At 72.0% G+C, this 20,260-nt stretch carries 19 protein-coding genes and 2 pseudogenes; 16 read left to right on the top strand and 5 right to left on the bottom strand.

The features are described from left to right. Nucleotides 1–164: 164 nt before the first annotated feature. The 10 genes and pseudogenes from A4R44_RS13945 (at nucleotide 165) to A4R44_RS13900 (ending at nucleotide 10,609) form a co-directional block, all read left to right on the top strand. A complete protein-coding gene (locus A4R44_RS13945; RefSeq protein WP_067579899.1) occupies nucleotides 165–929 on the top strand; it encodes a sulfite exporter TauE/SafE family protein in 765 nt (254 codons plus the stop codon). A 294-nt stretch (nucleotides 930–1,223) separates the two neighbouring features. Further along, a complete protein-coding gene (locus A4R44_RS13940; RefSeq protein ID WP_067579897.1) occupies nucleotides 1,224–3,476 on the top strand; it encodes a xanthine dehydrogenase family protein molybdopterin-binding subunit in 2,253 nt (750 codons plus the stop codon). Between the two features lies 1 nt (nucleotide 3,477). Then, nucleotides 3,478–3,954, top strand: coding sequence for a (2Fe-2S)-binding protein (locus tag A4R44_RS13935; RefSeq protein ID WP_067579895.1), 477 nt, complete (start codon nucleotides 3,478–3,480; stop codon nucleotides 3,952–3,954). Beyond that, nucleotides 3,951–4,766 carry a xanthine dehydrogenase family protein subunit M gene (locus A4R44_RS13930; RefSeq protein WP_067579893.1) on the top strand — a complete coding sequence of 272 codons (816 nt, stop codon included), beginning with the start codon at nucleotides 3,951–3,953 and terminating at the stop codon, nucleotides 4,764–4,766. The genes A4R44_RS13935 and A4R44_RS13930 overlap by 4 nt, the downstream gene beginning before the upstream one ends. A gap of 202 nt (nucleotides 4,767–4,968) precedes the next feature. After that, nucleotides 4,969–5,592: a flavin reductase family protein gene (locus A4R44_RS13925; RefSeq protein ID WP_198545271.1), complete on the top strand. Its 624-nt coding sequence runs from the start codon at nucleotides 4,969–4,971 to the stop codon at nucleotides 5,590–5,592. A gap of 372 nt (nucleotides 5,593–5,964) precedes the next feature. Continuing rightward, complete coding sequence (locus A4R44_RS13920) at nucleotides 5,965–6,816, top strand: ESX secretion-associated protein EspG (protein WP_067579891.1); 852 nt, start codon at nucleotides 5,965–5,967, stop codon at nucleotides 6,814–6,816. A 47-nt stretch (nucleotides 6,817–6,863) separates the two neighbouring features. Continuing rightward, the gene (locus tag A4R44_RS13915) at nucleotides 6,864–7,304 is read left to right on the top strand and encodes a hypothetical protein (protein ID WP_067579888.1); all 441 of its coding nucleotides are present in this window, start codon (nucleotides 6,864–6,866) and stop codon (nucleotides 7,302–7,304) included. Between the two features lie 11 nt (nucleotides 7,305–7,315). Next, nucleotides 7,316–9,418, top strand: coding sequence for a WXG100 family type VII secretion target (locus tag A4R44_RS13910; RefSeq protein ID WP_067579885.1), 2,103 nt, complete (start codon nucleotides 7,316–7,318; stop codon nucleotides 9,416–9,418). Between the two features lie 7 nt (nucleotides 9,419–9,425). Then, a pseudogene (locus tag A4R44_RS50260) lies at nucleotides 9,426–9,725 on the top strand (type VII secretion target); the annotation flags it as partial. A 293-nt stretch (nucleotides 9,726–10,018) separates the two neighbouring features. After that, a complete protein-coding gene (locus A4R44_RS13900) occupies nucleotides 10,019–10,609 on the top strand; it encodes a YbaB/EbfC family nucleoid-associated protein (RefSeq protein WP_067579881.1) in 591 nt (196 codons plus the stop codon). A gap of 97 nt (nucleotides 10,610–10,706) precedes the next feature. Here A4R44_RS13900 and A4R44_RS13895 read toward each other — a convergent pair whose 3' ends face one another. Further along, nucleotides 10,707–10,895: a hypothetical protein gene (locus A4R44_RS13895; protein ID WP_157904861.1), complete on the bottom strand. Its 189-nt coding sequence runs from the start codon at nucleotides 10,893–10,895 to the stop codon at nucleotides 10,707–10,709. 92 nt (nucleotides 10,896–10,987) lie between these two features. After that, on the bottom strand, nucleotides 10,988–11,329 hold the full coding sequence (locus A4R44_RS13890; RefSeq protein WP_093575177.1) for an MmcQ/YjbR family DNA-binding protein: 342 nt from the start codon (nucleotides 11,327–11,329) through the stop codon (nucleotides 10,988–10,990). 88 nt (nucleotides 11,330–11,417) lie between these two features. Here A4R44_RS13890 and ligD point away from each other — a divergent pair, with 88 nt between their 5' ends. Continuing rightward, a complete protein-coding gene (gene ligD, locus A4R44_RS13885; RefSeq protein ID WP_067579874.1) occupies nucleotides 11,418–12,407 on the top strand; it encodes a non-homologous end-joining DNA ligase in 990 nt (329 codons plus the stop codon). Between the two features lie 87 nt (nucleotides 12,408–12,494). On the opposite strand, the gene A4R44_RS13880 is transcribed toward ligD, so the two are convergent. Beyond that, nucleotides 12,495–13,070, bottom strand: a complete 576-nt coding sequence (locus A4R44_RS13880) for a TetR/AcrR family transcriptional regulator (protein ID WP_093575179.1) — start codon at nucleotides 13,068–13,070, stop codon at nucleotides 12,495–12,497. A gap of 147 nt (nucleotides 13,071–13,217) precedes the next feature. Between A4R44_RS13880 and A4R44_RS13875 the strand changes: the two genes are divergently transcribed. The 3 genes from A4R44_RS13875 (at nucleotide 13,218) to A4R44_RS13865 (ending at nucleotide 16,696) form a co-directional block, all read left to right on the top strand. Then, a complete protein-coding gene (locus A4R44_RS13875; RefSeq protein WP_067579869.1) occupies nucleotides 13,218–14,120 on the top strand; it encodes an alpha/beta fold hydrolase in 903 nt (300 codons plus the stop codon). Nucleotides 14,121–14,134: 14 nt separating this feature from the next. Then, a complete protein-coding gene (locus A4R44_RS13870; RefSeq protein ID WP_067579867.1) occupies nucleotides 14,135–15,004 on the top strand; it encodes an LLM class flavin-dependent oxidoreductase in 870 nt (289 codons plus the stop codon). Between the two features lie 393 nt (nucleotides 15,005–15,397). After that, nucleotides 15,398–16,696: an MFS transporter gene (locus tag A4R44_RS13865; RefSeq protein WP_067579865.1), complete on the top strand. Its 1,299-nt coding sequence runs from the start codon at nucleotides 15,398–15,400 to the stop codon at nucleotides 16,694–16,696. Here A4R44_RS13865 and A4R44_RS13860 read toward each other — a convergent pair. Beyond that, entirely contained in the window at nucleotides 16,683–17,873 is a 1,191-nt protein-coding gene (locus tag A4R44_RS13860; RefSeq protein ID WP_067579863.1) for an SGNH/GDSL hydrolase family protein, read from the bottom strand. The two genes, A4R44_RS13865 and A4R44_RS13860, sit on opposite strands and share 14 nt — an antisense overlap. A gap of 138 nt (nucleotides 17,874–18,011) precedes the next feature. On the opposite strand from A4R44_RS13860, the gene A4R44_RS13855 reads away from it, so the two are divergent. Then, complete coding sequence (locus A4R44_RS13855; protein ID WP_067579861.1) at nucleotides 18,012–19,562, top strand: protease pro-enzyme activation domain-containing protein; 1,551 nt, start codon at nucleotides 18,012–18,014, stop codon at nucleotides 19,560–19,562. 25 nt (nucleotides 19,563–19,587) lie between these two features. On the opposite strand, the gene A4R44_RS13850 is transcribed toward A4R44_RS13855, so the two are convergent. Next, entirely contained in the window at nucleotides 19,588–19,866 is a 279-nt protein-coding gene (locus A4R44_RS13850; RefSeq protein WP_067579859.1) for a hypothetical protein, read from the bottom strand. Nucleotides 19,867–20,006: 140 nt separating this feature from the next. On the opposite strand from A4R44_RS13850, the pseudogene A4R44_RS48965 reads away from it, so the two are divergent. Continuing rightward, a pseudogene (locus A4R44_RS48965) lies at nucleotides 20,007–20,260 on the top strand (murein L,D-transpeptidase); the annotation flags it as partial.

The following is a 20,260-nucleotide window of genomic DNA, read 5'->3' as shown; positions in this document are numbered from 1 at the left end:
GACAACCTTGTCAGCGCGGATTCTCTGCGGCGGCCGGGCGGCCGGGCAACCCTCCCGGCCGATCCCGTCCGGTTTCGGACAATGTCGTATAACGACCTATACGTTTCGCCGGCGGGCTTCGGCCCGGCCTGAAAACGCCGGGACCGGCGTGCTGAGATGACAACGTGATCACTGGCCCCGGCGGATTCCTGCTGCTCGTGCTGGCCGGGGCCGGGGCCGGGCTGACCGGCGCGACCGCGGGCCTCGCGTCGCTGGTGTCGTACCCGGCGCTGCTCGCCGCCGGGCTGCCGCCGGTCGTCGCCAACATGACCAACACCGTCGCGATGCTGGGCACGACCGCCGGCGCCGCGGTCGGCGCGCGTCCGGAGCTGAAGGGGCAAGGCCGCCGGCTGCTCCCGTTGTGCCTGATCACCACGGCAGGCGGGGCGTGCGGCGGGCTCGTGCTGCTGGTCAGCGCGCCGGACGCGTTCACCGTCGTCGTGCCGTGGCTGATCGGCGGCGCGTCGGTCGTGCTGATGGCCGGTCCGAGGCTGCGGAGGATGGCCGAGCACAGTGAACACCGCGGAATCGGCCCGCTCACCGGAATCGCCGCCTTCCTGACCGGGGTGTACGGCGGGTACTTCGGGGCCGCGGCCGGGGTGCTGATGCTCGCGCTGCTGACGACGGTGTGGAGCCAGTCGCTGGCTCGCACGAACGCGGCGAAGAACATCGCGACCGGCACCGCGAACCTGATCGCCGCGCTGGTGTTCGCCTTCACCGGGAAAGTCTTCTGGCCCGCGGCGATCGCGGTGTGCCTCGGCTCGGTGGCGGGCTCCTGGCTGGGCTCGGTCCTGGTGCGCTACCTGCCCGCGACCCCGCTGCGGATCGCGATCGGGCTGGGCGGGCTTTCGCTGGCGGTGGTGCTGGGTTGGCAGGCTTACTCGGGCTGAGGCGGGTTTTCTCCTCGACAGCGGAGCGATCGAGGTGCTCGTTCGGGTACGAGGCCTTGGCGCACCTCGCCGGTCAGGACATCGCGGGCATGCTGAAGTCGCTCCGGACATGGTTCGAGGAGCGAATCCCAGCGGCGGAGACGCCGAGAACTCGCCGGATCCCCCCTGCGCGCTGTCTTCGGCCGCGGCGCCGCAGGCTCTCCCGCGCCGGGTTCCGGCGTGGCAGAACCGTTCGGGCTGACGCGGGGCGGTACCTGCGGGCATAGTCGGCGAGGTACCCGAGCAGGAGGACAGATGAGCATTGTCGGCACCCGGGTGGTGCGCGTCGAAGACGAGAAGCTGATCACCACTGGCGGAACATACGTCGACGACCTCAAGGAAGAAGCGCTGGACGGCGCCGTGCACGCGGTCTTCGTGCGCAGCCCGATCGCGCACGCGCGGATCGCCGGCATCGACGTGGCGCAAGCCCGCACGGCACCGGGCGTGGCCGGGGTCTACACCGCGGCCGATCTCGATCTCGATCCGGGCAAGGCCGGGCCCGTCGCCGAGCCGTTCCTGGCGGAAGACGTCGTGCGGTACGTCGGCGAGCCGGTCGCGCTGGTGCTCGCCGAGGAGCGGTACCAGCTCGCCGACGCGGCCGAACTGGTCGACGTGGACTACGACCCGCTCGCCGCGGTCGCCGACTTCGACACCGCGCTCGCCGACGAGACGCTGGTGTTCCCGGACCACGGCACCAACGTGGTCCACACGCACGGCTCGGAGGAGTTCGACGACTCGGTGTTCGAGGACTGCGAAGTCGTCGTCACCGAGGAGATCCTCAACCAGCGCGTGGCCCCGGCCCCGGTCGAGCCGCGCGGGGCGGCCGTCGCGTGGGGCGAGGACGGGCGGGTCACGCTGTGGCTTTCCACGCAGAACGCGCAGACCGGCCGGCGCACGGTGGCTGGCGGCCTCGGCATCGGCGAGGACCTGGTGCGGGTGATCACGCCGGACGTCGGCGGCGGGTTCGGCGCGAAGATCGGCGCGGATCCGGAAGCGATCCTGCTCGCCTGGGCGGCGAAGCAAGCCGGGCGCGCGGTGCGGTGGGCCGAATCGCGCAGCGAGAACCTCACCTCGATGACGCACGGCCGCGCGCAGCGCAACATCGTCACCATCGGCGGCAAGCGCGACGGAACGGTGCTGGCCTACCGGCTCGACGTCCTCCAAGACACCGGTGCCTACCCGCGGGCGCTGTTCCTGCCGACGCTCACCGAGATGATGGCCCCGGGTGTCTACCGGTTCCCGGTCGTGCAGACGCGCAGCCGCGGCGTGGTCACCACGACCACGCCGATCGCGGCCTACCGCGGCGCGGGCCGTCCCGAGGCGACCGCCGCGGTCGAGCGGGCGATCGACCTGTTCGCCGCGGAAATCGGCATGGATCCGGCCGACGTCCGGCGGGTCAACTTCATCCGTCCCGGGGAATTCCCTTACCGGACGCCGACTGGCGGCTCCTACGACACCGGCGAGTACGCCGCGGCGCTCGACAAGGTCCTCGACGCGGCGGGATACGCGCAGCTGCGCGAGGAACAGCGGAAGCGCCGCGACGCCGGGGATCCGGTGGCGCTGGGCCTCGGCATCGCCGCTTACGTGGAGATCACCGGCGCCGACGCGTCGGGCGAGAGCGGACGGGTCGACGTGCACCCGGACGGTTCGGTCACCGCGTGGACCGGCAGTTCCCCGCACGGGCAGGGGCTCGGGACGTCGCTGGCGATGCTGCTGTCGGACCAGCTGGGCGTGCCGCTGGACAAGATCACCGTCCGGCACGGCGACACCGACGAGGTCCCGCGCGCGATCGGCACGTTCGGTTCGCGGTCGCTGCAGCTCGGCGGTTCGGCGATCCGGCAGGCGGCCGAGGAGGTCGTGGCGCAGGCCCGCCGGGTCGCGGCGGAACTGCTCGAAGCCGGGCCGGACGACCTGGAGCTGGACGTCCAACGCGGCGTCTGGCAGGTCCGCGGCGCGCCGTCCGCCGCGACGCTGGACTGGGCCCGCGTCGCCGCCGAGGCGGACGGGTTCACCGCGGACGTCTGGTTCGGCGACGGCGCGCCGACGTTCCCGTTCGGCGCGCACCTCGCGGTCGTCGAGGTCGACACCGAAACCGGCAAGGTCGAGGTCCGCAGGCTGGTCGCGCTCGACGACGCGGGCCCGATCGTGAACCCGCTGACCTTCCGCGGCCAGCGGCACGGCGGGCTCGGCCAGGGCATCGCGCAGGCGCTGCTCGAGGTGATGAGCTACGACGCGGACGGCAACCCGACCACGGCGACGCTGGCCGACTACTCGTTCGTCACCGCGCCCGAGCTGCCCGATTTCGAACTGGTGGACATGGAGACGCCGACGACCCGGAACCTGCTGGGGGTCAAGGGGATCGGCGAGGCGGCGACCATCGGGTCGACGCCCGCGGTGCACAACGCGGTGGTGGACGCGCTCGCCCACCTCGGCGTGACGCACCTGGACATGCCGACCACCCCGCTGCGGGTGTGGACGGCCCTGAACGACGCCAGGAAGGCGAACTGACGTGCGGGTCTCGATCGAGGTGAACGGGAAGACGATCGCGCGGGAGGTGCCCGACCGCACCCTGCTCGTGCACTACCTGCGGGACACCGCGGGCCTCACCGGCACGAACATCGGCTGCGACACCACGTCCTGCGGGGCGTGCACGGTGCTGCTCGACGGCGAATCGGTGAAATCCTGCACGGTGCTGGCCGCGCAGGCGGACGGGCACGAAGTGACCACTGTGGAGGGTCTGGCCTCCGGATCGGGCACAGACGGCCTGCACCCGGTGCAGCGCGCGTTCCGCGAGCAGCACGGCCTGCAGTGCGGGTTCTGCACGCCCGGCATGATGATGGCGACCGTGTCGCTGCTGAAGGAAAACCCGAAGCCGACGCGCGACGAGGTCCGCGCGGCGCTGGAGGGCAACCTCTGCCGCTGCACCGGGTACCACAACATCGTCAGCGCCGTGATCGACGCGTCCGGGCAGGAGGTGGCGCAGTGATCCCGGCCGGGTTCGCCTACCGGCGCGCGTCCACTGTGGACGAGGCGCTCGCGCTGCTCGCCGAGCACGGCGAAGACGCGAAGCTGCTCGCGGGCGGGCATTCGCTGCTGCCGCTGATGAAACTCCGGTTCGCCGCGCCGGAGGTCGTGGTGGACATCGCGCCGCTGCGGGAGCTGAAGTTCGTCCGGGCCGAGGACCGCGAGGTGGTGATCGGGGCGTTGTCCCGCTACCACGACCTCGAACACGACCCGGTGCTCGCCGAGCACGCGCCGCTGCTCGCGCACGTGTCCGGGTCGGTCGGCGACCCGCAGGTGCGCCATCGCGGGACCATCGGCGGGTCGCTGGTGCACGCGGACCCGGCGGCCGACCTGCCCGCGGCGGTCCTCGCGGCGGACGGGACGCTCGTCGCGCGCGGGCCGCGAGGGGAGCGGCGGATTCCGGCCGCGGAGTTCTTCCTCGGGCCGTTCACCACGCCGCTGGAGCCGGACGAACTGCTCACCGAGATCCGGCTGCCGAGCCAGGCCGGGCTGGGCTGGGGGTTCGAGAAGTTCACCCGCCGGGCCATCGACTGGGCGATCGTGGGCGTCGCGGTCACCGGGCGTTCGGTCGGCCTGATGACCATGGGCGGCACGCCGCTGCGCGCGTCGGCCACCGAACGCGCGCTGGCCGACGGGGCGACTGCGGCGGAGGCGGCGAAACTGGCCGCGGAGGACACTTCGCCGCCGGAGGAACCGCACGCCACAGCCGAGTACCGCCGGCATCTCGCCCGGGTTCTCACCGCCCGCGCCCTCACCGCCGCCGGCATCGCCTGACCGACCGTCGGTGAGGGGAACCCTCATTGACTCTGATTCCCCGAGGGTTCCCCTCACGGCGTTTCCGGGGCCGAGAGCGACGGCTGATTTCCGCCAGCAGGGCGCGGCCGGCGGTGGCCAGACTGGGCGGGGTGAACACGACTTTTCCCGCGCACACGGCAATNCGGCAATCGAGCCCGGCATTCTCTACTTCGGCACCCCGGTGGTGCTGCTCTCGACGTCCAATGAGGACGGTTCGGCCAACCTGGCCCCGATGTCGTCGGCGTTCTGGCTCGGCTGGCGCGCGATGCTCGGCCTCGGCGCGCGCTCGAAGACCGTGCTCAACCTCCTGCGCACGCGCGAATGCGTGCTGAACCTGCCGTCCTCGGCGCTGGCCGCCGCGGTGGACCGGCTGGCGCTGACCACCGGATCCGATCCGGTGCCGCCGCGCAAGCAAGAGCGCGGCTACTTCCACGTCGCGGACAAGTTCGCCCGTGCGGGGCTCACGCCGGTGCCGTCCGAGACGGTCGCGCCGCCCCGGGTCGCCGAGTGCCCGGTCGCGATGGAAGCGGTGCTGGAATCCGTGCACCCGTTCGCCGAGGACGACGAGGCGCAGCGCGGCGGCGTCGTCGGGCTGGAAGTGCGCGTGCAGCGGGTGTTCGTGCACGACGACATCCGGCTGCCGGGCGCCGACGACCACGTCGACCCGGACGCGTGGCGGCCGCTGATCATGAGCTTCCAGAAGCTCTACGGGCTCGGGCCGCAGGTGCGCGAATCGACGCTCGCGCGCATCCCGGAGCGGATGTACCGCTCGCCGGACATCGAACGGGCGCGCGGCGTCTCCTGACCCCCTGTCCACTGTGGAGCGACAAACCGGCGAAACGACGGCGAAGGACAGGGGAACAACTCGGTAAAACCGGGCATCGCAAGGGGCCGCCGCGATCCGCGGCGGCCTTGTGCCAGTTTTCTCGCACCGAGGAATTTCCGCCGCTTCCGGGCCGCGCGTCAAGCGGCACGCGCGGCGAAACCGCAGGTCGTGTCTCTTCGGACACGGCCCTCGGTACATTGGGGCAGCTGTCCCCGTGGTGATCACCGGCCGCCGGCGGACTGATAGTCTTTCCCCATTGCGAATCCCTGGCACGGCAACGCAATTCGGTGTCACTCACACGGGTGTCGGAGCGACCGTGCCCGATCCGGCTGCGGGAAGGATGCCCTCGGGATGGCGGACAGGTTCGAGTTCGTTCTCGACGTCGTCGAAGCTTTGGTGATCGGGGAGGCGACCGGCGGGAACATCCGCCAGTTCCCGCTGCGGATCGGCTCCGTGCCCGCGGAACCGGACCGGTACGTCCAGGTCGCGAAGGTGGTCAACGACGCGATCGAGGCGCGCAGGCTCTCCAGCGGCGACGAGCTGAGCCCCTTCGTGCGCACCGCCTTCGAGCTGCTCGCGAAGCCGCGGGTGTCGGTCGCGGTCAGCGGGATCGACGGGCTCGGCGCGGACATCGCGGTGGTCGCGCTCACCGACGGCAGGCAGGCGCTCGGGATCACCCAGGACCCGAAGACCGACAAGCTGCTGTTCTCGCTCTTCGACGACGAAGATCTCGTCGAGGTGGTAGCCGGCGTGCTGCCCCAGGCGCGCCCGGCCAGCACCGGCGCGCACACGATCCGGCAGGCGGCCTCGCCGGAGGTGTCCGCGATGACCGCGCGCCGCAGGGCCGAGGCGGCCGAGGACGAGGAAGAGACCGACGCGTTCGGGATGATCGAGGTCAGCGGGCGCGTGCAGCCGCGCCGCCCGGACCCGCGGGTCTCCCGCGCCGCCCCCGGCGGGGTCGAGGTGCTCGAACGCGTGCTGGCGCAGCCCCGGCTCGGCGGCGGGCACATCGCGGTGAGCGGCTGGGGCCGCCACGGCGAGCGGCGCGGCGGCAACCCGATCGGGTGGCTCGACACCGCCGACGGCCGCTACCTGATCACCTCGACCGTCAGCGAAGCGGGCGACCTGACCGCGGAATACGTGCCCGCCGGGCGCCGCGAGCTCAAGCGCGCCGTGCAGCAGGCGGTTTCCGAGGTTTACTGATCATTGCACTGCAGGCGGCGACAGTTCACGAGGAGAACGAGGTCCCGATGACCGACGAGGCACCGATGACGCCGGTGGACGCCAAGAGGGCGACCGTGACCGCGGCGCGGACCGATTTCCTGCCCGCGAAGCAGCTGAAGACGCTGGCCGAGCGCGGATCGTTCGCGGTCGACGACAGCACCGGCGACAAAATGATCGCCGCGCTCCAGGGCGTGCTCGACGCCTTGGAGGCGCACGTGCGGCTGATCGAGAAGATCGCCGGGGTGCCGGCGATGTCGAAGAGCCCGGCCGGGATGTTCGTCAGCAAGCACATGGCCGAGACCGCGCGCGACCAGCAGGGCCTGGTGACCCAGCTGCAGGCGGCGAACCGGGAGTTCCCGACCTACGTCGAGGCGATCAAGCTCGCGAAGAAGAACTACAAGGAGCGGGAGCACAGCTCGCGGGAAGCCTTCGAGCGCATCCACCGCACCGCCGAAGAACAGGGCTGAAGGGGAGACCAGTGGCCGAGAAGAAAGCACCGACCGCCGAGTCCGTCTCCGATCCGTCCTCGACGGATTACGACCCGGGCAACACCGCGCTGTACAACCCGACGCTGGACCCCTCGTCGAAGTACTACATCGGGCCGGTGCGCCCGGACGACGTGGCCTCGGGCGACCAGTTGCGCGAGGATGCGACGACGAAGATCGACGCCGTTTTCAACGGCTGGCTGCTGCCGAACGTCCAGGGGAAGGCGCGCGACCAGCTGATCCAGGCGATGTACCAGCGGAACCTGGACGAATCGAAGAAGCATCTCGGCAAAGACCTCGAGATGCGCGATCCCGGCGCCGCCCCGCACACCGACTGGAAGAACGCGACGCACGAGCAGATGGTCGACGCCATCACCACGCACGCGGACCCGGCCGCGGTGGCCGAGTCGTCGGAGGCCTGGGTGAGCCTCGGCAACGAGCTGGCGACGCACCAGAAGAATCTCGGCGACGCGATCAACGCGAGCACCTCGAACTGGAAGGGCGACGCGGGCGACGCGGCGCGCGTGCACCTGGCCAACGTGGGCAAGTGGCTCGGCACCACCGCGCAGGGCGCGTCGCTCACCGGGCGCCAGCAGGAGGTCCACTCGCAGGCGCTCAACGAGACGCAGAAGGCGATGAACGCCAACCCGCCGGTGCAGTTCTCGGCGCAGGACGCGAACAAGGTCCTGATGACGATCAAGGATCCGGCCGCCTACGTCGTGGCCTACTCCTCGGCCATGAAGACCTTCACCGACCAGCAGGCCGCCCGTGAGCAGGCCGCGCAGATCATGACGCGGTACGACCAGACGATCGGCGGCGCGGTGGCGACGCCGCGGTTCGCCGAGCCGCCGAAGCTGCCCACCGAGACGGCCCGGTTGCAGCCCACGCTCAAGGGCACCCCGATGAACAAGGGCGGCGGCGCGGGCGCGCCGGGCGGGGTGCGGGTCGGCCCGGACGGCCGCCCGATCGGTCCCGACGGCAAGCCGATCGGCCCGCCCGGGACCACGGTCGGGCCGAACGGCCAGCTCATCGGCCCGGACGGACGGCCGCTGGGTCCCGACGGCAAGCCGATCGGCCCGGCGGGGACCACCGTGGGCCCGAACGGGCAGCCGATCGGTCCGGACGGACGGCCGCTGGGTCCCGACGGAAGGCCGATCGGCCCGGACGGCAAACCGTACGGCGGCGGCGGCCCGGGCGGCGTCACCGGCGGCCCCGGCGGGCAGCAGCCCGACCGCAGGTTCGACCCGGCGTCGCTGAAGATCCCGGACGGCGGGCCCGGCGGCGGCAACCCGGGCGGCGGAAGCCCGGGCGGTGGCGGGCCCGGCGGCTCGTTCCCGCCCATCCCGGGTTCGGGCGACCCGGGTTCGACGAAGGCGCAAGGCTTCACCCCGCCGACCATCCCGCCCATCCCGGGCGGCAACCCCGCCGGCAGCGGTCCGACCTTCACGCCGCCGACCATCCCGCCCGTCCCGGGCGGCAACCCCGGCGGCAGCGGTCCGACCTTCACCCCGCCGTCCATTCCGCCCATCCCCGGCGGCAAGAGCGGCGACCCGTACAAGTCGAACCCGTACAAGCCGCAACCGTTCAAACCCTCGATCCCCGAGGGTCCCGGCGGGCTCAAGCCCTACGAGCCGAAGCCGTTCAACCCCGGCAAGATCGGCCCGGACGGCAAGCCGCTGTTCCCGGGCGGCGGCACCGGGCCGAGCGGGGAGAAGCTCGGCGGCATCGGCAAGGGCGGCGGCGTCAACGGCGAGAGCATCAGCAGCAGGCTCGGCGGCGGCGCGGGCGGCCTCGGCGGCGGCAAGGGCGGCACTGGCTCCGGCGGCGGGGGCGCGTTCAGCGGTGCGGGCGGTTCCGGCCCGGCCGAGGAGGGCGTCGCCGGGCGCGGCGGTTCCGGCTCGGGCGCGGGCGGCAAGGGCGCGGCCGGCGCTCCCGGCATGGGAGCCATGGGCGGCGGCAAGGGCGGCAAGGGCCCGGAGGACAAGGAACACAAGATCGCGAGCTTCGTCGAGTCGGACGATCCGTCGTTCTTCGCGCCGGACGAGGTCGTCGCCCCGCCGGTGATCGGCGACTGGAAGAACAAGGACTGGAAGTGAGGCGGCGATGAGCGGAGGCGCACAGGGGTTCCGAGTAGAACCCGACGACCTCGTGGCGCACGCGAGCCACCTGGACGGCTTGGTGGACCGGCTGAACACCGCGGCGCAGGCGGCGAACTACGCGATGTCCGACGACGCGTACGGGCTGCTGTGCGCCTTCCTCCCGCCGATCATCAACCCGACCGGCGAGAAGGCGAAGGAAGCGATCAGCGGCGCGATCGAGGGCGTCCAGGCTACCGCGGACAACGTGCGGACCGCCGCGAAGTCCTACCAGGAGGGCGACGAGGGACAGTCGGAGCCGTTCAAGAAGGTGGTGACCGAGGGGATGCTCAGCAAGACCGACAGCGGGGAGCTCAAGGAGCGGTTCCGGGTCGGCGGGGTGCAGGCCCCGACCGGGCAGAACGTGCCGTTCAACCGGGACGCCACGCCCGTGGAGCCCTTGCGGCCGACGGAGCGGGCCGAGGAGACGTAGCGAGGCGGCGCCGCCCTCGCGGCGCGGCGGCGGACGGGTACCGTCAACGGACGACGGCGCCCGTCGCGGCGAGGACTAGACCCGCCCGCAGGCGGCGCGGGTGACGGGATTCGAGGAGAACGAAAAGCATGACCAGCGCGGGTGGGCTGGGCGACCTGATCAGGGACCCCGACGACGCAATCCGGCGAATGGACGAATGGGCGGCCGGGTTCGCCCGCAAGGCGGAGCGCTACGCGGCGGCCCAGCAGGAAACCGAGCAGCTGCGGCTGACCGCGACGAGCCCGGACGGGACCGTCAAGGTCACCGTCGGGGCCGACGGGGTCGTGTCGGACCTGGTGTTCAGTTCCCGCACGCGCACCATCCCGCCGGAGGAGCTCTCCAGGATGGTGCTCGAGACGATGCGCAAGGCGCAGTCGGGCATCACCGACCGCGTGGCCGAGGTCATGGGCCGCAGCCTCGGCGACGAGGACCCGGACACGCGCGCGGTCATGCTCGATTCCCTCCGCAGCCGCTTCCCGGACCCCGACCCGGACCCCGCCGACCAGCCGGACGCCCCGGACGAGGAGCCGGAGCCGCCCGCCAAGACGCCGCCGCCGCCGGCAGGCGGTGCGGCCCGTCCGCCCGCTTCGCCGCCCGCACCGGGCGGGCCCGCTGCGCCGCCGCCGGGCCGCCGTCCGGGCGGCATCGACCCGGACGAGCAGGACAACAACCCCTGGTGAGACCCGTCCGGGGTGGCTCCCCGCCCCGGCCTGCCTCGCTCGCACGGCGCCGGGCCGCGGCGCAGTCGTTTGTGGACTGTTCGATGTGGACGCCGGGTCAGCGAACCTGTGTGCGGTCGGCCAGATAGCGCAGGTGCAGCAGTGCCAGCAGCGCGCCGCCGACCAGCACCCTGCCCCACTCCGCCGGGTTGACGCAGGCCGGGCCGCACGACGGGGGCGGGTCCGGGAAGCCCGCGCGACCGGGTCCGGCGGCGAACAGCGGCTGCCACCCGAGGGACACCCCCACGGCCAGCACCCCGAACGCCGCTGGCCCCCCTCCGCCTGAACACGAAGAAGATCGCCGCGACCCGGCGCCTCCTTACCGGTTGTGCCGGATCGTCAGAGCTGCGGCAGCGGAACCTCGGCCGCCAGGTCCTCCGGGGCCGACAGCCGCCACGCCTCGTACACCAGCTCGGCCAGTTCGTCGGCCTCGATGCCGCCCAGCTGCACCACCACCCAGCCGAACCCGCCGGAGGTGAACTGTTCCTCGAACACGTCCGGCCGTTCCGCGACGAGCGCCTGCTGCTCCGCGATGGTCTGCTTGAGCCCGACCGTGTCGGTGCGCGGCCAGTGGTAACCGAAGCGTTTCCCGCGCACGCTGAACGACGTGTAGTCGCGGCCGCTGCCGCGTTCGACCTCGCGCAGCTTGCGGACGATCCGTTCGAAATCCTTGCTCGGCACCGGTCCTGGCCCCTTCGTCGTGGACCCGGCCATCTTACGGCGGCGGATCCGGCGGGTTCGGCTTACGGTGGTGCGCGGAGGTGCCCGAATGTCCGAAGTGGCCGGCGGCATGCCGCCCGCGATCGAGCCGATGCTGGCCTCGCCCGACGGCGGCGCGCTGCGCGACGATCCGGCGTACGCGTACGAGTTCAAATGGGACGGTTACCGGGCGACCATGCGCGTCGCACCGGACGGGAGCACCCTGCTGACCAGCCGCAACGACAACGACTTCACCGTCAGGTTCCCGCAGCTGTCCGGCGCGCTCGGCGGCGCGCTCGAAGGACGGCCTGCGGTGCTGGACGGCGAGATCGTCGCGCTCGACGAGCACGGCCGTCCCGACTTCGGGCTCCTGCAGAACCGCACCTGGCAGGCGGTCGCGTACTTCGCCTTCGACCTCCTGAGCCTGGGCGGCGAAAGCCTGCTCGACGCGCCGTACGAGGAACGCCGCGAGCGGCTCGCCGAAATCGAACCGCCGGACCGGCAGCTGGTCGCGATCACGCCCTGGTACCGGCACCGCGACCTCGCCGACGAGGGCATGACCCCGGCCGGTCTGCTGGACGTCGCGCGGAAAATGATGCTCGAAGGCTTGATGGTGAAGGCCCGCTCGTCGCGGTACCACCCGGGACGGCGCAGCCCGGAATGGCTCAAACACCCGCTGGTGCAGACGACCGAAGTGATCCTGGGCGGCTGGCGCCCGGGCCAGGGCAGGCGCGAGGGCACGATCGGCGCGCTGCTGCTGGGCGCGCACGACCTGGAGTCGGGGGAGCTGCGGTACCTGGGCGACGTCGGCACCGGCTTCACCGACGCGATGCTCAAAGACCTTCAGGCGCAGCTGGTTCCCTTGGAGCGCAAGACAAGCCCGTTCGCCGGCCAGGTGCCGCGCGAGCGGGCGCGCGGCGCGCACTGGCTGAACCCGGAGGTGGTCGGCGAGGTGGTGTACCGCCGCCTCACCCCGGGGGACGGGCGGCTGCGGCATACGGCTTGGCGGGGGTTGCGGCCGGAACGGCGTCCTGACGAGGTCATTGTTCCGGCGCGGTGAAGGATTCTCCTGGCAACGCCCGACGCGGACAGCTCGCGGCCGCTCCGTCCGGGAACGCGCGGTCGGAATCCCGGCGCCCAGGCGTCCTCAGCCAGTCTCCCGCAACCCGGTGATCAGCAGCCCGGCCAGCCGGCGCGCGTCGTAGCTGTCGTCGGCTTCCGCGCCGATGCAGAGGTTCCCGACGCCGCGCATCAGGTGCACCGCCTCCAGGTCAGTCCGGATTTCCCCGGCCTTCGCGGCGGCGTCGAGCAGGTCGGTGCACACCGGGACCAGCCGCTCAAGGAAGTACGCGTGCAGTGCCTCGAACCCGCTGTGGTCGGACTGCATGATCCCCGCCAGCCCGTGCTTCGTGACGAGGAAGTCGACGAACAGGTCGATCCACTGCGCGAGCGCGGCGTGCGGGGATTCGTTGTCCGCCAGCAGCTTCGGGCCCGCGTCGGCGCACGCTTCGACCTGGTGCCGGTACACCGCGATGATCAGGTCCGCGCGGGTGGGGAAGTGCCGGTAGATCGTGCCCACGCCGACGCCCGCCCTGGTCGCGACGTCGCGCACCGGCGCATCCACCCCGGACTCGACGAACACCGCCGCCGCCGCGTCGAGCAGGGTTTTCTCGTTGCGCCGGGCGTCCGCTCGTTTCGTCCGGGCCCCCGCGTTCTCACCCACGTGCCACTCCCTCCGCGTGCCGCCGGTAGACAAGCGGAACCGTGTTCCGTATAGTTACCGGAGCAACGTTCCGTTTGCCTATGATGCCAGACCGGGCCGCCGGCCACCACACCCTCGCGCGCCCGGACGGCGAAAGAAGGTGCTCCTATGTCCGCAGGACAGCTCGCGGCTCCGGTCGTCTCGGTGAAGCCGGTGCGGCTCGACGCGCCGGGCCGCGGCGAGGACCTGCCGGTGCGCGTGTCCGCCCCGGCCGCCGGGCAGGACCTGCCGGTGATCGTGTTCTCGCACGGGTTCGGCTCGTCCCTGGACGGTTACGGCCCGCTCGCCGACTACTGGGCCGCGCACGGATTCGTTGTCGTGCAACCGACTCACCTCGATTCGCGGACCCGCGCCCTGCCCCAGCAGGACCCGCGCACGCCGAACATCTGGCGGTTGCGGGTCGAGGATCTGCGGCACGTCGTCGACCAGCTCGACGCTGTTGAGGCGGCTCTGCCCGGGCTGAGCGGGCGAGTCGGCCGCGGCCGGATCGCCGTCGCCGGGCACTCCTGGGGCGCGCAGTCGGCGAGCATGCTGCTGGGCGCGCGCATCGTCGAGGCGGACGGCAGCGTCGGCGAGGACCTGTCCGATTCGCGGGTGTCCGCCGGGGTGCTGTTCGCCGTCACCGGCATCGGCGGGGCCGGCCTGTCGCCGTTCGCTGCCGAGCATTTCCCGTTCATGAGCCCGAATTTCGCCGACCTGAAGACGCCGGCGCTGATCGTCGCGGGGGACCGGGACGACTCGATGCTGTCCGTGCGCGGCCCGGACTGGTTCACCGACGCGTACCGGCTCAGCCCGGGGGAGAAGAGCCTGCTGACGCTCTTCGGCGCGGAGCACTCGCTCGGCGGCATCTCGGGATACGAGGCCAAGGAAACCACCGATGAAAGCCCCGGACGCGTCGCGCTGCAACAGCGGCTGTCCACGGCCTATCTCCGCAGTGCGCTCATTCCGGGCGACGACAGCTGGGCCGGGATCGAAGACAGCCCGTTCGGCCGCGTCGAATCGCACGAGTGAAAGGACTTCCCGCGATGACCACGAAACCGCGGTTCGGCATCATGACCGCGCCGATGCAGACCAGCTACGCCGCGCTGCGGCAGGTCTGGCACGAGGCGGACGCGATCCCGGCCATCGAGCACGCCTGGCTGTTCGACCATCTCCTGCCGATCGCCGGAGAACCGGACGGCCCGATTTTCGAAGGCTGGACGCTGCTGTCCGCCCTGGCCGCGCGAACCGAACGGCTCCGGCTCGGGCTTTTGGTGACCAGCAACCGGTTCCGCCCGCCTGCGATGCTGGCGAAGATCGCCGCGACCGTCGACGTCGTGTCCGGCGGACGGCTCGACTTCGGCATCGGAGTCGGCTCCCGGCCGAGTCATCCGCTGGCTCGCCGGGAGTACGAGGCGCACGGCCTGCCGTACCTGGAAACCGCCGACGCGGTGGGCCGGTTCGCCGAAGCGTGCACCGTGATCCGGAAGTTGTGGACCGAGGACGAGCCGTTCGATTTCGCGGGCAGGCACGTCCAGTTGACCGGCGCGTCCGGCAACCCGAAGCCGGTGCAGCGCCCGCATCCGCCGTTCGTCATCGGCGGCCGGGCCCGCGCGACGCTGCGGGTGGTCGCCGAGCACGCCGACGTCTGGAACATCCCCGGCGGGGACATCGCGGACGCCGTCGAACGCAACGCGATCCTGGACGGGTACTGCGCGGAAATCGGCCGCGACCCGGAGGAGATCACGCGCTCGATCCACCTGCCGGTGTCCTGCGACCGGCCTGCTCTGACGCGGGCGGCGATCGGGGAGGCGCTGGAAGCCGGGTTCAGCCACGTCGTGCTCGGGCTGCCCGCGCCGTACCCGGCCGGGATCGCGCAGTGGGTCGCGGACGAGGTGATCGCCAAGGCGGGCTAGGCGGCTCCGGGTGCGGCTCGTTGTGGCCGAAGCCGCGAAGTGGCTTCGTTCCCGCGGTTCACGGCCGCAGATCTGGGCACTGGCGGCACCCCGCGACCCGCCGATTCGCCAGTTCGGCCAGGCGGCCGTGGACACCGGAACGGGCTCCCGGCCGTCCCTCGCGCACCGGAAGGCACGGGAGGAACCGAGTTTCCGCGGGAATGGCCCGGTGAGCGAAACCGGACCGAAGGCGATCGGCGATCTGCTGACCCTCGTCCCGGTCGCGGCCGGAAAGCTGGGCCACCACCCGGTGCTCACCGCCGCCGGGCGGCTGAAGCGCCCGCCTTCCGGTGGTCGACCGGAAGGGACCCGCCGTGCCAAGATGACGCGCCGGAACGAGAAGGGGGCTCGGCAGTGGTGCTTGAGCAGGAAACGAACACGGCGGGGCGGATCCGGCGGGTGGCGCTCGCCAGCGCGATCGGGACGACCATCGAGTGGTACGACTACTTCGCCTACAGCACGGCGACCGCCCTGGTCTTCAACAAGCTGTTCTTCCCGTCGCTTTCCCCGGCGTCCGGCACGCTCGCCGCGTTCGCGACGCTCGGGGTCGGGTTCGTCGCGCGGCCGCTGGGCGGAATCGTCTGGGGTCACTTCGGCGATCGCGTGGGGCGCAAGGCGATGCTGGTCGCCTCGCTGGTGCTGATGGGGCTCGCGACCGCGGGCGTCGGCGCGTTGCCGACCTACCACCAGGCCGGGGTGATCGCGCCGGTGCTGCTCGTCGTTCTCCGGGTGCTGCAAGGGATCTCGGCGGGCGGCGAATGGGGCGGCGCGGCGCTGATGGCGGTCGAGCACGCGCCGGAAGGCAAACGCGGCCGGTACGGCTCCTTCTCGCAGATCGGGGTCCCGGCCGGGCTCATCCTGGCGCAGCTGGTGTTCTTCGCGGTGAACAACTCGCTGTCGCCAGAGGACTTCCGGTCGTGGGGCTGGCGGATCCCGTTCCTGGTCAGCCTCGTGCTGGTGGCGGTCGGGCTGGTGATCCGGTTGCGCGTGGAGGAAAGCCCGGTGTTCGCGAAACTGCGCAGCACCGGCGAGCGCAGCCGGCTGCCGATCGTGGAGGTGCTGCGCGCGCGGCCGAAGCAGGTGCTCGCGGCGGCGGTCAGCTTCATCGCGAACACCGCGCTGGGCTACATCTTCTTCGCCTACCTGCTGTCGTACGGCACTTCGGTGCTGAAGCTGTCCAGCACGACGATGCTGGTCGTGGTGATCGTCGGCAGCGTCGTGTGGCTGGTGAGCATCGTCGCGGCGGCGATCTGGTCGGACTCGGCCGGGCGGAAACCCGTCTACCTCGCGGGTTCCGTGCTGCTGGTCGTGTGGTCGGTCCCGTTCTTCCTGCTCGTGGACACCGCGCAGCCGTGGCTGCTGATCGTCGCGGTGGTCGTGCTGAACATCGGCCTCGGCGCGACGTACGGACCGCAGTCGGCGCTGTTCTCGGAGCTGTTCGAATCCCGGTTCCGCTACAGCGGATCGTCGTTCGCCTACGCCGTGGGCGCGGTGCTGGGCGGCGGGTTCGCCCCGCTGATCGCAGCCGCGCTGCAGAGTTCGACCGGGACGTCGTTGTCGGTGTCGCTCTACATGGTGGGCGTCGGCGTGCTCAGTCTCCTTGCCGTGCTGGCGTTCCCGCGCAAGCCGCTCGTGGCGGTCACAGCAGCGTGAGCGGCACCGCGTCGGCCATCCGCTGGTATCCGGCGTCGTTCGGGTGCAGGTGGTCGCCCGAGTCGTAGGCGGGAAGCATCGCGAGCGGATCGGCGGGATCGCGCACGGCGGCGTCGAAGTCGACGACTCCGTCGTAGATTCCGCTGGTCCGGATGAAGGAGTTCACCGCCTGGCGGGTTTTCTCCAGCGTCGGGTCGTAGATCTTCCAGCCCTTGAACGGCGTCAGCGTGCCGCCGATGACCCGGATGCCCTGCGCCTTGGCCTGTGCGACGATCTGCCGCAGCGCGGAGACGATCATCGCCGGATCGGTCTGGTGCGGGTTCTGCTGGATGTCGTTGATGCCTTCGAGCACGATCAGCGTGCGGACGTCGCCGCTGGTCAGCACGTCGTCGGCGAGCCGGGCGAGCGCGTTGCGGCCCGAGGCGCCGCCGTCGAGGAGCAGCCGGTTGCCGCTGATCCCGGCGTTGAGCACGCCGAGCCGTCCGTGCAGCCGGTCGCTCAGCCGGTCCGGCCAGCGCCGGTTCGCGCCGGGCGTGGAGTGCGCTCCGTCGGTGATCGAATCGCCGAGCGTCACGACGGTGCCGCGCGCCGGCCCGCGGACGTCGACCTCGCTGAGGTAGTGCCACACCGCGGTTTGCTCGGTGAACGACGCGCCGGACTCCTCGCCCGCGAAATCGCCGGCGCGGGTGAAGAACGACGTCTGCCGGGCGAGCGGATGGTAGGTGACCGGGCCGGACGGCGTCGGCACGTACGTGGTCACGAGGAGGTCGGCGTCGGCCGGAACGCGCAGCCAAGCCGGGTCGCTCAGCACCTCGCCGCCTGCCGGAACGACCACAGTGGACTGTCCGCCGAACGTCAGCGTGCGCATCGTGCCGCCGGCCGCGCGCGGACCGTCGGCGGCGACGGCGAGCGTCACGTGGCCGAAGGTGAGCGGTGCGGTGCCGAAGGTGTTGGAAAGCCTTACCCTGGCCTGATTTCCGCCCGCGCTGGTGTGCACTACATTGCGGATCGAGTAGTTCGGATACCCCTGCGGCGTGTTCGCCACCGCGGCCGCGGGCGACGCCGCCCAGGTGCCGGCCCAGCCGTGCGCGGCCAGGTCGCCCTCGGCGCTGCCGGACGCGGTGACCGCGCCCAGAGTGAGCACGGCGGCCGTGCCCAGAGTCAGGATCCGTTTCATGGAGACACTGTGCGCGCGCCCGCACGGCACGGCATCCGCGGTCCCGGTCATCGGGCCGACAGAAAACCGGACAGGTTTTGCCGCCGGACGGGGGATACGACGGTGGTGGACCGGCGGCCCAGGGTTCACCATAGAGTGATGACGGAATCACAATGGGTATCACTGTCCGGAAGTCTGCGTCCGGCACTGGCCGAGGCCGAGGTGCTCGGCCCGCTCGACGCGGACGTCACTGTCACCGCGACCGTCGTCCTGCGGCGGCGCGCCGAACTGGATGTGGCCGCGCTGAGCGAGCCGCTCGCCCCGGAGGAATTCGCCGACCGCTACGGGGCCACCGCCGACGATCTCGACCTGGTGCGCACTGTCCTCACCGACGCCGGGCTCACCGTCACCGGCACGCACGCCGGATCGCGCCGCGTCTCGGTTCGTGGCCCGGCGCGGGCGATGACGGCCGCGTTCAAGACCGAGCTCAACCGGGTCCGCCACGGAGAAACCGGCGAATTCGCCGCACGCACCGGGGAACTGGAGCTGCCCGCCTCGCTCGGGGACGTCGTGGTCGCCGTGCTCGGTCTCGACGAACGGCCGCAGGCGCGGGCGATGTTCCGGCTGCACAAGGAAGCCGCCGGACAGGGCTACACCCCGGATCAAGTCGGCCGGCTGTACGGGTTCCCGGCCGGCGTCGACGGCGCCGGGCAGACCGTCGCGGTGATCGAACTCGGCGGCGGGTACCAGCCGGAAGATCTCCAGAAGTACTTCGCCGACTTGAAGATCACCGAACCGAAGGTGACCGCGGCCGGGGTCGACGGCGGCAAGAACGCGCCGACCGGCGACCCGAATTCGGCCGACGGGGAAGTGCTGCTCGACATCGAGGTGATCGGCGCGCTGGCGCCGGGAGCCGCGCAGATCGTGTACTTCGCGCCGAACACCGACCAGGGCTTCCTGGACGCGGTGAGCACCGCGGTGCACGCCACGCCGGCCCCGGTCGCGGTCAGCATCAGCTGGGGCCAGTCCGAGGACCAGTGGACGCCGCAGGCCCGCACCGCGATGGACCAGGCGTTCGCCGACGCCGCGGCGCTCGGCGTGACGGTGTGCTGCGCGTCCGGCGACAACGGCAGTGCCGACGGGCAGAAAGACGGGGCGCAGCACGTCGATTTCCCCGCGTCGAGCCCGCACGCGCTCGCCTGCGGCGGCACCACACTCGACGGCACCCCACCGTCGACAGTGAACTCCGAGACGGTCTGGAACACCTCCGGCGGCGGGTCGACCGGCGGCGGGGTGAGCGACGCGTTCCCGGTGCCGGACTACCAGCAGTCCGCCGGGGTGCCCGCTCGGGCCGGGGAGGGAAAGCCCGGTCGCGGCGTCCCGGACGTCGCGGGCAACGCGGATCCGGCGACGGGGTACCAGGTCCTGGTCGACGGACAGCAGATCGTCGTCGGCGGCACGAGCGCGGTTTCGCCGCTGTGGGCGGCGTTGCTGGCCAGGCTGGCGCAGTCGGCCGGGCGCGGATTCGGGCTGGTGCACAGCAAGCTGTACGCCGGAGCCGGCGCGGGCAGGGCGCAGCCGGGGTTCCGCGACATCACCGAGGGCGGCAACGGCGCGTACTCGGCCGCCGCCGGATGGGACGCGTGCACCGGGCTCGGAGTGCCCGACGGTGCGGCGCTGCAGAAGGTTCTCGGAGGTAAAGCGTCCTGAACGGACAGTCGGGGCCGGTCAGCCGCTACTGGCTGTCGCGGTCCAGGAGTTCGATGATCCGGCCGAGCGAGGCGTTCGCCGAGGCGAAGCCCGTTCGCATCTCCTCTCGGAGGTCGACCTGGTCTTCGCGGAGCGCGTTGAGCGTGCCCGTGTGAGCGCGCAGCTCGGCACGGACTTCCGCGACGTCCCGGTCGGCTCCGGCGGCGAGGACGCGTGCCGCCCCAGCGTCGGCCGAACGTGCACGGAGGTCGGCAACCTGGCGTTCGAGCCGGGCCACGCGCTCGCTCAGGTCTTCGTCAGGCATGTCGTCGATACTACGGGTCCGGCACCGGCGGCTCACCGTGGACCGGGGCAGGCGGTCCGGTGCCGTCCGGCGCGGGCTCGCAACCTTTCGCCCCGCTCGCCCGTAGAGGAAGGGGGGGAGCGAGAGGCGGGAGCGGACGGATGCGCGGGAAGATCGTCGCGATGGTGCTGGCCGGGTCGGTCGCGGCCGGGTGCGGAGCGCCGGCGGAACCGGCGGCCGAGGCGGCCGGGATGCCGCTGGCCCCGTCGCCGGAACTGCCGGCGCCGCCGGTGCGGCACACTCCGCCGGGCCCGTCGTGCGCAGTGGTCACCGGCGCGTGTGCGAGCCTTTCGCTGCGGCGGGCGTGGCTGATGGAGAACGGCGTGGCGGTGCGGTCGGTCCCGATGGAGCCGGG

This window comes from Amycolatopsis sp. M39 (assembly GCF_001651785.1).
In the GTDB taxonomy this organism is placed as follows: Bacteria; Actinomycetota; Actinomycetes; order Mycobacteriales; family Pseudonocardiaceae; genus Amycolatopsis; species Amycolatopsis rubida.
This window is presented reverse-complemented; position numbering and strand designations above follow the sequence as displayed.

Excerpts from the sequence above, each read along its gene's own strand:
- ligD (WP_067579874.1), top strand. The coding sequence starts at position 11,418 with ATGTCCGAAGTGGCCGGCGGCATGCCGCCCGCGATCGAGCCGATGCTG.
- A4R44_RS13860 (WP_067579863.1), bottom strand. The coding sequence starts at position 17,873 with ATGAAACGGATCCTGACTCTGGGCACGGCCGCCGTGCTCACTCTGGGC.
- A4R44_RS13855 (WP_067579861.1), top strand. The coding sequence starts at position 18,012 with ATGACGGAATCACAATGGGTATCACTGTCCGGAAGTCTGCGTCCGGCA.
- A4R44_RS13850 (WP_067579859.1), bottom strand. The coding sequence starts at position 19,866 with ATGCCTGACGAAGACCTGAGCGAGCGCGTGGCCCGGCTCGAACGCCAG.
- A4R44_RS13915 (WP_067579888.1), top strand. The coding sequence starts at position 6,864 with ATGACCGACGAGGCACCGATGACGCCGGTGGACGCCAAGAGGGCGACC.
- A4R44_RS13900 (WP_067579881.1), top strand. The coding sequence starts at position 10,019 with ATGACCAGCGCGGGTGGGCTGGGCGACCTGATCAGGGACCCCGACGAC.
- A4R44_RS13920 (WP_067579891.1), top strand. The coding sequence starts at position 5,965 with ATGGCGGACAGGTTCGAGTTCGTTCTCGACGTCGTCGAAGCTTTGGTG.
- A4R44_RS13870 (WP_067579867.1), top strand. The coding sequence starts at position 14,135 with ATGACCACGAAACCGCGGTTCGGCATCATGACCGCGCCGATGCAGACC.
- A4R44_RS13940 (WP_067579897.1), top strand. The coding sequence starts at position 1,224 with ATGAGCATTGTCGGCACCCGGGTGGTGCGCGTCGAAGACGAGAAGCTG.
- A4R44_RS13875 (WP_067579869.1), top strand. The coding sequence starts at position 13,218 with ATGTCCGCAGGACAGCTCGCGGCTCCGGTCGTCTCGGTGAAGCCGGTG.